Annotated in this window: 10 protein-coding genes; 8 read left to right on the top strand and 2 right to left on the bottom strand. The window is 46.2% G+C overall.

Going from position 1 to position 12,172, the window contains the following annotated elements; genetic code table 11:
* Nucleotides 1-24: 24 nt before the first annotated feature.
* From ACO6V1_RS00315 to ACO6V1_RS00285, 7 genes are all read left to right on the top strand, one after another.
* On the top strand, nucleotides 25-1,992 hold the full coding sequence (locus tag ACO6V1_RS00315) for a cation:proton antiporter (protein WP_422465381.1): 1,968 nt from the start codon (nucleotides 25-27) through the stop codon (nucleotides 1,990-1,992).
* A 122-nt stretch (nucleotides 1,993-2,114) separates the two neighbouring features.
* Nucleotides 2,115-3,704 (top strand): hypothetical protein, encoded by a 1,590-nt coding sequence (locus ACO6V1_RS00310; protein WP_422465379.1) that lies wholly within the window; start codon nucleotides 2,115-2,117, stop codon nucleotides 3,702-3,704.
* A 581-nt stretch (nucleotides 3,705-4,285) separates the two neighbouring features.
* On the top strand, nucleotides 4,286-5,701 hold the full coding sequence (locus tag ACO6V1_RS00305; protein ID WP_422465377.1) for a hypothetical protein: 1,416 nt from the start codon (nucleotides 4,286-4,288) through the stop codon (nucleotides 5,699-5,701).
* Between the two features lie 44 nt (nucleotides 5,702-5,745).
* Nucleotides 5,746-5,979 carry a DUF2970 domain-containing protein gene (locus ACO6V1_RS00300; RefSeq protein ID WP_422465375.1) on the top strand — a complete coding sequence of 78 codons (234 nt, stop codon included), beginning with the start codon at nucleotides 5,746-5,748 and terminating at the stop codon, nucleotides 5,977-5,979.
* A gap of 318 nt (nucleotides 5,980-6,297) precedes the next feature.
* Nucleotides 6,298-7,953, top strand: coding sequence for a nitrite/sulfite reductase (locus ACO6V1_RS00295; RefSeq protein WP_422459187.1), 1,656 nt, complete (start codon nucleotides 6,298-6,300; stop codon nucleotides 7,951-7,953).
* Nucleotides 7,937-8,437, top strand: coding sequence for a DUF934 domain-containing protein (locus ACO6V1_RS00290; RefSeq protein WP_422465373.1), 501 nt, complete (start codon nucleotides 7,937-7,939; stop codon nucleotides 8,435-8,437). Before ACO6V1_RS00295 ends, ACO6V1_RS00290 begins: the two co-directional genes overlap by 17 nt.
* 115 nt (nucleotides 8,438-8,552) lie before the next feature.
* A complete protein-coding gene (locus ACO6V1_RS00285) occupies nucleotides 8,553-9,725 on the top strand; it encodes a cation:proton antiporter (RefSeq protein WP_422446123.1) in 1,173 nt (390 codons plus the stop codon).
* 21 nt (nucleotides 9,726-9,746) lie between these two features.
* Here the strand turns inward: ACO6V1_RS00285 and ACO6V1_RS00280 are convergent, their stop codons facing one another.
* On the bottom strand, nucleotides 9,747-10,271 hold the full coding sequence (locus ACO6V1_RS00280; protein ID WP_422444890.1) for an OTU domain-containing protein: 525 nt from the start codon (nucleotides 10,269-10,271) through the stop codon (nucleotides 9,747-9,749).
* Nucleotides 10,272-10,390: 119 nt separating this feature from the next.
* Here ACO6V1_RS00280 and ACO6V1_RS00275 point away from each other — a divergent pair, with 119 nt between their 5' ends.
* Nucleotides 10,391-10,678, top strand: a complete 288-nt coding sequence (locus ACO6V1_RS00275; RefSeq protein ID WP_422444888.1) for a hypothetical protein — start codon at nucleotides 10,391-10,393, stop codon at nucleotides 10,676-10,678.
* 439 nt (nucleotides 10,679-11,117) lie between these two features.
* Here ACO6V1_RS00275 and sohB read toward each other — a convergent pair whose 3' ends face one another.
* Complete coding sequence (gene sohB / locus ACO6V1_RS00270) at nucleotides 11,118-12,167, bottom strand: protease SohB (RefSeq protein WP_101745810.1); 1,050 nt, start codon at nucleotides 12,165-12,167, stop codon at nucleotides 11,118-11,120.
* Nucleotides 12,168-12,172 lie beyond the last annotated feature (5 nt).

Raw genomic sequence — 12,172 nt, 5'->3', positions numbered from 1 at the left:
TTAATAAATTCAGCTGGCGATCCCATGGACTTTACATTTTTCAATCAACTCATGCTTATTCTGGCTCTGTCAGCCGTCACTATTGCCTTTTTCAAGCGATTTCAACTGCCGGAAAGCCTGGGTTATTTATTTGTCGGCATCATTCTTGGGCCAACAACTTCCGGACTGATACAGCAGGACTTTGATATTGCCCTGCTGGCCGAGATCGGGGTGGTTTTCCTGCTGTTTACCTTAGGCCTGGAATTCTCCATGAAAACCATTATGGCCATGAAAAAAGAGGTATTTGGCCTGGGTGGGTTGCAGGTACTCCTGACAGGCGTCGGCATTTTTGGCGTTCTGATCGCTTTTGATTTTGCCGTACTCACATCCTTTGTCTGTGCATCGGCACTGGCGCTCTCCTCCACCGCGATTGTGTCCAAGGAACTCACCCAGAGTAACGAAATACGTTCCCGCCAGGGGCAGCTGGCCATCGGTGTCCTGCTATTTCAGGATATTGCTGCCGTTGTCTTTCTGATTATGATTCCTGCCCTGATCGGTGGAGGCAGTGGCTCCATCGCCTCCTCCCTCGGGTTTGCCTTTGCCGAAGGGGTTGTGTTTGTGGTGATCATGCTGGCCATTGGCAAATGGGTTCTACCCCTTATTTTTCACGAAGTTGCCAAGGCCAGGTCTGAAGAACTGTTTGTTCTTATGGCATTGGTTATTGCCCTGATGGCCGCCTGGCTCTCTCACGCAATGGATTTATCCATGGCGCTGGGCGGTTTTGTGGCAGGCATGATGATGGGTGAGAGCCACTACAAACACCAGGTTGAAGCTGATATCAAACCCTTTCGGGATGTGCTCCTCGGGCTGTTTTTCGTATCCGTTGGCTTAATGCTGGATATGGATGTGCTGGTCACTTTCTGGAAAGAGATTCTACTGGGTACGGTAGCATTGATCGTCTTTAAGTTTCTGGTGATCTACACCCTGACCAGAACCTTTGCCGAGAGCAAAAATATCTCCCTCAGAACCAGCCTGTCACTGGCACAGGGTGGCGAGTTCTGTTTCGCCCTGGTTGCCCTGGCATCGCAATATGGTGAGAGTGGCGGCAACCTGACTTCCGTTGTACTCGCGATTACCATCTTATCGATGATTATTGCGCCGCTTCTGATCAGAAACAGCAATGCCATCGTTAAACTGGTCAAGTTCGATAAATCCGAACAGAGTATTCATCGGATAAAAGAAGAGGAAGTCCGCAAGCAAACTGCCCATATACACCACCATACCCTGATCTGTGGTTATGGCCGTGTCGGGCAAACCATTGCCCGCTTTTTGACCCAGGAAAACAAAGCATACGTTGCCATTGATGATGACCCTATTCATGTACATGAAGCGGGTCTTGCCGGTGATCCGGTCTTCTTTGGGGACTGCAGGAAGTTAGAACTGCTGATGGCGGTTGGACTGGAGCGGGCAAGTCAGGTGGTTATCTGTATCGACCGCCCCGAAAATGCGCTTAAAATCCTACAGGCTGTTCGACAGCAATCGCCCGAGGTTCCCGTTCTTGTTCGCACGCGGGATGACAGCCAGTCCGATGCATTGAAAAAGGCCGGGGCAACGGTGGTTATTCCAGAGGTGCTCGAGTCCAGCCTGGTCATTGTCAAGCATGCCCTATTGATGCTGGGCATGAACCCTATCCGTGTTCGTCAAAGAGTCCATGAAGCCAGAACCAAAGGGTATGAAATCCTCAACGGCTTTTATCCGGGCATTAGTGATTACCTGCTGGAGAATGATACGAAAACCTATCGCCACGCCGTTGCCCTGGGCAAAAAATGTGCGGCAGATCAGAAAACCATTGAGTCTCTTGATTTTAAAGGTACAGACGTTTCAATTGTCGAGGTCCGTCGAGATAATATGGTGCTGCAACCACAAGTCGGAATGATTTTAAATGCCGGTGATATTGTGGTTTTGACTGGAAGCAATAGCGATATTTCTCACATTGAGAAACTTTTTCACTAATTTATTGCCTAACAATAAGCAAACAACAATTATAATAGTCGGATTATTTCAGGCTCCTGGCCTGAAATAGTTAACCTTAGATTGAAATGGCAATGGAGTGCCTCCCATTCAGGATGGTAGGTATGCCAAGAATAATTGTGTCCAATGACCGTTTCCAGACTCTTCGATTTGCCGGGTTAATATCCTTGATTTTCTTATTGTGTAACGCCTCACTGGCTTATGCATCCCATCAAAATGAAGTTTACCTGTTATCACCAGACAGTCATTCTGATTTAGAAATAGTAGCTTCAGAACAGCAGGAAATCACGATTGCCATCGATACCAAAGGTCTTAAGAAAGATCTTCAGGGTAACATTCCTGTACAAATTATTTTGGAAAATGAGAGCCTGTTATTTGAAAATGGTGAGCAGCAGATATTATGGCATGATCAAATCAGCGCACTGAAAAAAGAAAGTAACAAAAGAGTTAATACAGATGAGCTGATTTATTTAACACTCACGCCAGGCCAAAGTCATGTTGACAAGATTATAAAAATAAGAATAAGAAAAGAGAAAGATCTTTCCAGGTTGTCAGCCCTTGCTGCATTTTTCCCTCAAATGATTCCTGTTATCTTCATGGATGAAGTTACATTCGGTCCAAAGCCCGTTATTTTCTACGAAGCACTCATGAGATGGAATTATAAGCTATTGGGAGGTGATCTTGTTAAATCGATTCGAAATCTTGTTCTGAGCCAAACGTTTGGTAACCAAAAATCCCTGGCAACGCAATGTTCAGCAGATTTTATTGAAGGGTTCCTGCTTTTTGAAGCTGCCAATTATGGAGAGACTTCGGCATCGTCCAGAACCAAAAGCCAAACCATCCGGGCATATGTTATGAGCGCCCCCTTCAAGAGGCTGATGGACTGTATCTCAAACACAGTGGCATCAGCACTGTTTGACATCCAGAAAAATCACATCGGTGACGAGTGGCAATATTTGCAAGGACAGAACAAAGAGTCGATCAATGGCCTGGCAAAAATAATGGTCGGCTATAGTTTTAATACCTTTGCTTTTGAGGCGGGAGACTTCTTTAAGTTACTAAAGCAAACCATTGGTTTTTCTAATGCAATTGAGGATCTTGCGTTACAGAATGAACTGGACCGGTCAATTGTTAAAGCCACTCAGCTTACTCTTCAGGCAGGGTACGAAGATTTCTTTAAGGGCCAACTCAAATCTCATAGTTTTAATGAGAGCTACGCTCTGCCAATGGCCTCGGGTGCAGGGGTTATTGAAATCCTGTTGAGGCTGTATGCCCAACAGGGCATGGCAGGGCGGGACCAGACCCATCAGGTTCATTCATTGACCAAGCGGGCCGAAGCAATAGGAGTATCCATCAATAAAGCCCTGGCACTACCGGAATTATCTGAACTTCAACTACTGACACTTGGTGTCGCAATACCTGCTGTCATTTATGGTGCATTTAAATTAACTACTGGATCTGATGTTTCATCTCCGTTGTTTAAACTATTTGATGCCACTTATGAAGGAATGGTACTTGGTGCTGCCACGCATTTATTGTCACCTGTTCTTCAGAGATATGGTATTTGGGCAGCAAACACTGTACAAAAGCCAATTCTTCAATTTATGGAGGCAGAGCCTGGAAGCTGGTCAGAATATTTTCTGGCAGATACGATTCGTTACCGTATAGATGTGGTTACTGAAAGTCAGCAGTAAAAAAAACTGATTTTGATAATAGATATAAATCTTTATTAATCCATTTATGGGAATGCAAAGGGAATAAAAACAAATTTTGTATCTCAATTAATTATGATTAAAAAATATTAGATTCGTTTAAAATATTTGAAAATTCGTCTCTACAACAGAGATAACAACTTTAAACAATATTATTCCAGATTTTTCTGTGGCAAAGGAGAGCCTGTCTACTTAGGTGGTAAATAATGGCTTTTCTATTATCCTTCAAATCCAGAAAAAAACCTGAAACATTTAAATCAGATACGACTGTTTATTATCCCCTGCCCCTGCTGTCACTCATATCTGAGTTATTTAACAGTAAAATCTTTCTGATATTTTTTGTCTTCTCAGTTTTCCCTGTTAATTCTTTTGCTGTTAATATTTCGAAGCTATCTCCCGGCAATAACAACTCTGTGGAGATTACAGTCAAAGACAACACACCACTTCAATTGGAAATTGATACCGAGATATTAAAAGAACAAATTTACGGTAAAATACCCATACGACTTCAATCAGAACATGATCAGGCTTTTTTCAGTTCAGGAGACGCAGAGTCAAATAAAATGTATTGGCATGACAAGGAATCTTCTGTTGTTGATAATGGGAAAATCCAGCGTGCAAATAATGATCGGTTCATTAATCTAACACTGAATACCACGGATGAAATGGTGGGTAAAAAAGTAAAAATCATACTTGAGAAAGAGGAGAATCTTTCCAGGGTAGCAGCTGTGGGTGCTTTTGTTCCTCAGGTGGTCCCCATTATTGCCATGAACATGGTAACCTGGCAGCCACACTCATTCTGGCAAAATCTTTTACGCTGGAATTATTTACTTCTGGGTATTGATGTTATTCATTCAATCCGGAATCTTGTCCAGAATCAGGTGTTTACGGATACTGACTCTCTCTTTGCCCAGTGCGCTGCGGATTTTGTTGAAGGCTTTACCGCATATTCATTACTGGCGAATCATGGCGAAAAGGTGCTCGGCGACCCGGACAGACCAGCAGCGGCGGCAGTAAACACCGGAAAAATTGAAAAAAACGTAATAGAGACGAGTAGGACAGAAACGTTCAGACTATTCATGAGGACAACACCCACCAATCGAATGCTTAACTGCATGTCTTCCGTTGTTGGCAGTTCACTGAAGACACTACATAACGAAGGTCGTTTGCATCAGGTCTTTGGGAAATGGCCCATGCTCCATAGCCTGAATGATGAAACAATTGACGGTATCGCCATGCTGATGGTCGGGTATGGCCTGAATATGATTGGCAACGTTCCCGGAGGTGCGCTGTCTTTAATTCGAAGAGACCTGGGCTTCGAACATTTGCCTGAGCTTGCCGGTGATTTTAACAACTCGATAAAGACCAGTATTCAACACACCATTCACAATGGCTATATGACGTACTTTAAAGGCAGGGGGTGGGATGCAACGTCAGCTTATGCTCTTGCCTCAGGAGCCGGGTTGCTGGAAATCGGGTATCGTTTTTACCAGTTAAATGAAATGATACCGGCAGGCCAGGATGAACGCCTGAGCCTTTCAGGTTCAGACGACACAAGCCTGATCACCAACCTGCAGCATCAGATAACCTCTATTGGTGAGCGGGCGGAGGCGATAACTTCATCAGGATATCAACTGATCCCTCTGCCCGAAAACATCAGAGGCTATGTAGTTCCTGTAGCAGCAGCAACCATTCTCCCGATAGCAACCTATTACGCCATGAATGGGGTATTGAATTATTACACTACCGGTGGTTTGAATATTGCCTTGCAAAGAGCAGTGACATCCGCAACCAATGGCCTGGTTCTCGGTGCAATGGCTTATGTGTTACTGCCCTATGTCAAGGATCTGGGGGCCAGAGGTACCCAAATGCTGGCTGATCAACTGGTATCATGGACAGATGCTGATAACGATAGCTGGATCGGCTACTTTGCAGCCAGAGATACCCATTACCGGATCAGGGTTATCGTCCTCAATTAGTCTTACCTGTTTGCCAACTGAATTAACAAGATCATAATATGTTCATGTTAACAGTTGATAAAGAGAGTTGGCTGATGTCAGAAAGAAAAGGGACAGGCATTAAATCAGTGGTGTTGAGTGCGCTGTCTGCTGCATTCGGTGTTCAGAAAAGGGCGAATCTGGAAAGGGATTTCCAGCAGGGAAAGCCAGCGCACTACATCATCGCTGGTATCGCCGGAACCGTACTGTTTGTTTTGATACTTTTATTTGTGGTGTATGTCGTCACTCAAAACACTTAAGCTTTTACTGAGAACTGACCCAGTATACCGCCGTCGCAACAACCAGCATTATCAATGCAACAGCCGCAATGGCATCAATTGTACTGTCTTTCATTATTTATCTCCTTGATACTGTCAAAATGGCACATATTGTCTCAACTCATTTAAATTAGCGAAACCCTGACCAACCATCAACTTATTGCACCCCTTTGATTTATTACTTTTTAGCCTACTTTTATTAATAAATAATAGTTTTACTTATAAGTAAAAATCAGTATTCTTCCTCTGTCCCAGGTTTCTGACCTGTTCCCTGGATGTGGCTAATCAGACGAACAATTCATGTATAAATACGATGATTACGACCAGCAGATAGTCGATGAGAGAGTCCTGCAGTTCAGGGACCAGACTCGTCGTTTTCTCGCTGGTGAGTTGCCAGAAGATGAATTCCTGCCTCTTCGTCTTCAGAATGGGCTTTATGTACAGCGCTTTGCCCCCATGCTGCGCATTGCGATTCCCTATGGCATGGTGAGCAGTACACAGATGCGTAAACTGGCCTACATTGCCAGACGTTACGATAAAGGGTATGTCCACTTTACCACCCGGCAGAACCTTCAGTTGAACTGGCCAAGGCTGGAAGAAGTACCGGAAATTCTGGAAGAACTGGCCTCTGTCGAAATGCATGCTATTCAGACCAGCGGCAACTGTATCCGCAATACCACAACAGACCAGTTTGCTGGTGTAGCGCACGATGAGATTATTGATCCCCGCCCCTGGTGTGAAATTATCCGGCAATGGTCCACTTTCCATCCGGAGTTCGCTTATCTTCCCAGAAAATTCAAGATAGCGGTTTGTGGCAGTGAACAGGATCGGGCAGCAACACAGGTGCATGATATCGGCATTCATGCTTTCTTAAATGAAAATAATGATGTTCGATTTAAAATCCTGGCTGGTGGTGGTCTTGGGAGAACACCCATGGTGGGCTCCGTTATCAAACCATCCCTTGAGCCAGAGCACCTCCTGAGTTATCTGGATGCAGTACTGAGAGTTTATAACCGTTATGGACGGCGGGATAACAAGTACAAGGCCCGAATCAAAATTCTGGTGAAGGCTCTGACACCTGAGGTTTTTGCAAAGAAGGTTGAAACTGAGTGGTCTCACCTGAAAGAAACAGACACCAGGCTTCCCCAACAGGAGATTGATCGGGTTCAATCTTTTTTTACTGAGCCTGACTACGAAAAGCTGACCAATATCGACTTCACTGATCTGGCTTTATCCGCCGAACCGGATTTTCAACTGTGGCTCAGACGAAATGTCCATCCCCATAAAAAGCCGGGGTATAGTGCTGTCACCCTGACTCTGAAGGCTACGGCTGACGCTCCGGGAGATGCCAGTGCCGAGCAACTGGAAGCTATCTCAGACCTTGCTGACCAGTTCAGTTTTGGTGAGCTCAGAGTGAGCCACGAGCAGAATCTGATTTTTGCTGATGTTCCCCAAAGCCGACTTCACGAGCTCTGGTTGACACTGAAACCACTGAACCTGGCAACACCTAACCAGGGTCTGCTTACCGATATGATCTGCTGCCCGGGAGGCGACTTCTGTGCACTGGCTAATGCCCGCTCCATTCCGTTGGCAGAAAGCATTCAGCGACGGTTTGATGATATGGATTTTCTCCATGATATTGGCGAGCTGGATCTGAACATTTCCGGTTGTATGAACGCCTGTGGTCATCACCATGTCGGTCATATCGGCATTCTCGGTGTTGATCGTAAAGGTGAAGAGTATTACCAGGTTCAGGTCGGTGGTGCATCCGGGCATGACGCTTCTCTGGGAAAGATCCTCGGACCCTCCTTTAAAATGGATGAAGTGCCGGACATCATCGATAAGATCCTGAAGACCTACGTCGAACTCCGCACTCCGGAAGAGCGTTTTATCGATACCTGTCGACGGGTTGGTGTGCAGCCATTCAAGGAGAAGGTTTATGCCAAAGCTGCTTAAGGATCAGCAAATCAGAAATGATGACTTTCAGATTCTGCAGCAGGATCCGGAAGAGCCCGTATTACCTGATGGCAATGTGCTCTTCCATGTGTCGTCAATTGATCAGGCTGTGAAAGCCAATGGCCTGCATAAAGGTCAGGTTGGCATCTGGTTTGACAGTGACGACGAACCTGAAACGGTGGCCAATGCCCTGAACCAGTTTGAAGTCATCGCCGTTAACGTTCCCAGGTTTATGGATGGTCGTGGCTACTCTCTGGCCCGTTTGCTTCGGGAACGCTTTGATTACCGAGGGGATATAAGAGCCATAGGCGACATTCTTGTGGACCAGCTCTATTACCTTAAGCGCTGTGGATTCAGCAGTTTCAGATTAAGGGAAGATCAGAATCCGGATTACGCCCTGACCGCTCTGACCACATTTAGTACGGACTATCAAACCGCTGCCGATAAATTACCCCCTGTGTATCGGTTGAGGCATCAGCTCTAACCACAGTTTGGAATCTCTTTCTTATTTGGAAGAGATTTTCCCCTTCTTCTGCACGAAAACCAAACTGTTGGTTATACTGTCCTTTCCATAAATAATCCAAGAATGAGCCTGAATGATGGAAAGCGGTTCCCTGCTCTTCTCTTTTTTTCTGATTTTCACCGGGGCAGCGATTCTCGCCACCGGAGCCTTGTTCACACGTCAGCCCCTGCTGGTAGCCTATATAGCCCTCGGTGCCATACTCGGTCCGTTTGGACTGGAAGTGGTTAATGACACCAATCTGCTCAATGATATTGCCCATGTTGGCATCATCTTTTTGCTGTTCCTTCTCGGGCTGGACATGCAACCAAGTCACCTTGCCCATCTGCTCAGGAAAACGGCTACCGTTGGCCTACTGAGCTCATTTCTCTTTGCCCTGACGGGCTATGGACTCGGGTTGACATTTGGTCTTCCCCAGAACGAGGCGATCATCATTGGAGCAACCATGATGTTTTCCAGCACAATCATCGGCATTAAACTTTTGCCAACCACCGTGCTGCATCACAGACATACCGGTGAGATCATGGTCAGCCTGCTGCTTCTGCAGGATTTGATGGCCATTATTGCGCTCCTGCTGCTTTATAACCTGAATCCGTCGCATAGTGCCAACTACAACGAACTCATCATGGCCTTTATTGCCCTGCCAGCCTTGATCTTCACCGCTATTATGCTGGTTAAATACCTGCTGCTGCCATTGATGGTCCGCTTTGACCGTTTTCATGAATATCTGTTTTTGATGGCCCTGGGCTGGTGTCTTGGCTTTGCGGAGTTAGCTCATAGCCTGAACCTCTCCTATGAAATTGGTGCCTTTATTGCCGGTATCAGTATTGCCACCAGTCCAATCGCCCAATATATAGCCATCAATCTTAAACCGTTACGAGATTTTTTCCTGGTGCTGTTCTTCTTTTCTATCGGAGCCAGCTTCAATCTTGACTTGATTGGCCAGGTACTTTTCCCGGCAACGGTGATGACTGGGGCTGTTATCCTGATCAAGCCGGTGGTTTTTGGTTTTCTGCTGCGCAAGGTCAGTGAGAATCGGTCCACAGCCTGGGAAGTCGGCTTTCGATTAGGTCAGACCAGTGAGTTTTCAATACTGATAGCGGCTTTTGCCAGCGGACAGAATCTGATTGGTGAGATTTCAGCGCATATTATCCAGGCAACAGCGATACTCTCACTGCTGGTATCTTCCTACATCGTCGTATTCCGCTTTGAATCCCCTATTGCCCTGTCAGAACGCTTGAGAAGGGATTAACACGGATATGGAGCAGAATAATTAATTCCGCGCCATCTGCCGTCCCATAAAGTGTGGGCCATCAATCACCAGGAGAATTTTTCTGCGGGGAACCAGGCTACTGTCATAAGCATCAAGCCAATCAATGGATCGACCATGTTTATCGACAGCAAGAGTCACATTGTTATTAATATCTATGACAATGACTGGCATTTTGGCAACCTGTGCCAGAAAAAAAGTATCTATATGGTCTGAAAAACATCCCGGAGCGGCTATTTCGTCAAGTCCATTAGTTATGGAGGTATTGCCAGCGTCATAACCAACATCACCTTGTAATCTCGCATAGGCTCGTGCCTCGATGGGTGAAAAATTGCTGTTGCCATCTGGATAGCGCTGCTGCCATTCTCTTGCAAAACGGGCAACCTGTTGTCGAAGATCTGTTGCATCTCTGGCTATTTCCGGGCACTGGTGGGCTGCTGAATCGTACAGGCAATTACCGTCTCGACTACTTCGATAAATAGTTTCCCCATGCTGCCTCAACAAAGCATCCACATTTGTTTCCTGCATCTGTATACATTCCTCTGGCCCCACTATTTTATAAGCTGGTGGCGGCTCAAAAGGGTCTTCTACAACGAATTCCGGTAGTGGCGTGTAGGCCGGGGGAGGCTCGGCAGGAAGGGGATTTGATGTTACTGGAGGCACATGCGCGGCCGCAGTCCCTGCTGAAGCAGGAGGCTCAGCAAAGGCGGAGTATGGAGGTGGTGCCGATGGCACATAAGAAGCATAATTTGCAAACCTTGGCGGGTCTACATAAGGAGCAGTGGATGGGGTCGCTGCCGATGGTGGAACATACGAAGCAGTGGATGGCGTCGGTGGCGATGGAGGAGCATAGGAAGCAGTGGATGGCGGCGGTGACGATGGTGGAATATATGAAGCAGTGGATGGAGATGGCTGAATGGGAGCTTCAGGACTAACTGTATCCGCTGAGATAGGCTCTGGCGACTGTATATCAGGTGGTGTCGTTGTGCTGTTTCCACCCCTATGGTGGTAAAAATACCCAATGACACACACCCCAAGTACTGCAGTTACAGCACCAGCGGCAATAATCGCAGCCAGGGGGCTGGCAAACAAAGAAACAGCCAGGCCCGCAAGCCCTCCTAAAGCTAAAACGGCCACCCCGGCAACTGCCCGAACGGTTCTGGACTGCGTCCAATGCTTAGTCTCACCGACATTATTGTCATTATGCGACTGATTATGATGGTAACCAGTCGCTACTGATGCTTCAACAGGGTTCATTATTATTGTCCATTTGAATAACTGATAGAACATTTGACTGCTATTTAGATCTATAGTTCAAATTTAATCAGCTCAGATAAGAACAAAAATGATGAATACCTGAAGAACCGGGTGCTGCTAAGAAAAGAAGCGACTGGTGTTAAACCGTCCCCACCACTTCATTAAGGTGTTATCCAGGGCTGACTCAGCCGCCATCCCCAGTTTGTCGGCAACGCCTTTTTTCATTACATACTCAACCTGTACCAGAACAACCTCATCGACCCTCCGGTAGATATACTCATCACTGGTGCTGATCTCATCAATAAGGTTGAGCGTCAGGGCTTTCTGACCATACCAGATTTCACCGGTTGAAACCTGATCAATATCAACAACTTCCCGCTCGGTCTTGACAAAATCCTTGAATAGCAGATGTGTATCTTCCATATCCTGGATAAATTTCTGCCGTCCTTTTTCGGTATTTTGCCCAAGAACGGTCAAAGTGCGCTTGAACTCACCGGCAGTGTGTAACTCAATATCCACATCATGCTTTTTCAAAAGACGGTGAACATTGGGCAACTGTGCCATTACGCCAATAGAGCCCAGTACCGCAAAAGGTGCTGCAACAATATGATTGGCAACACAGGCCATCATATAGCCACCACTGGCAGCCACTTTATCGACGGTGACCGTCAACTTAATTCCTTTATCGCGGATTCGCTTCAGCTGGGATGCAGCCAAACCATAGGAATGAACCAGACCGCCACCACTTTCCAGCCGGATCACCACTTCGTCCCGCTCTTTATCTGCGAGAGAAAGAACTGCCGTAATCTCTTCCCTCAGCGATTTGACCGCTGAGGCTTTAATATCGCCATGAAAATCCAGTATGAAAACTCTTGGTTTACCCTCTTCCTCACACTCTTTATTTTTTTTGGCTTTTTTCTCCAGCTTCGCCTTTTCCTTCTGCTCTTTGGCTTCTTTTTTCAGCTCAGCCTTATCCAGCAAGGCATGTTTCAAATCCGCCTGAAGGTGCTCGTAGTGTTCATTAAGACGAGTAATCTCAAGATGTCCCTTGTGCATTTTTCTGGCTTTCTGACCTATTGCTGTCACCAGAGCCACTAAAATCACCACACCACCAATCAGGGTAAACGTTTTGGCCAAAAACAAAATAAAGTCTGCCAGATACTCCAAAGGGA

Origin of the sequence: Endozoicomonas sp. ALC013 (assembly GCF_049310205.1) — a bacterium.
Lineage (GTDB): Bacteria > Pseudomonadota > Gammaproteobacteria > Pseudomonadales > Endozoicomonadaceae > Endozoicomonas.
Note: the sequence above shows the minus strand (reverse complement) of the source record. Positions and strands in the feature narration are given on the sequence as shown.

Bases quoted from the DNA above. Each gene is read 5' to 3' on its own strand.
- ACO6V1_RS00300 (WP_422465375.1), top strand. From the start codon at position 5,746: ATGTTAACAGTTGATAAAGAGAGTTGGCTGATGTCAGAAAGAAAAGGG.
- ACO6V1_RS00315 (WP_422465381.1), top strand. From the start codon at position 25: ATGGACTTTACATTTTTCAATCAACTCATGCTTATTCTGGCTCTGTCA.
- ACO6V1_RS00280 (WP_422444890.1), bottom strand. From the start codon at position 10,271: ATGCAGGAAACAAATGTGGATGCTTTGTTGAGGCAGCATGGGGAAACT.
- ACO6V1_RS00285 (WP_422446123.1), top strand. From the start codon at position 8,553: ATGGAAAGCGGTTCCCTGCTCTTCTCTTTTTTTCTGATTTTCACCGGG.
- ACO6V1_RS00310 (WP_422465379.1), top strand. From the start codon at position 2,115: ATGCCAAGAATAATTGTGTCCAATGACCGTTTCCAGACTCTTCGATTT.
- ACO6V1_RS00275 (WP_422444888.1), top strand. From the start codon at position 10,391: ATGTTACTGGAGGCACATGCGCGGCCGCAGTCCCTGCTGAAGCAGGAG.
- ACO6V1_RS00305 (WP_422465377.1), top strand. From the start codon at position 4,286: ATGTATTGGCATGACAAGGAATCTTCTGTTGTTGATAATGGGAAAATC.
- ACO6V1_RS00295 (WP_422459187.1), top strand. From the start codon at position 6,298: ATGTATAAATACGATGATTACGACCAGCAGATAGTCGATGAGAGAGTC.
- ACO6V1_RS00290 (WP_422465373.1), top strand. From the start codon at position 7,937: ATGCCAAAGCTGCTTAAGGATCAGCAAATCAGAAATGATGACTTTCAG.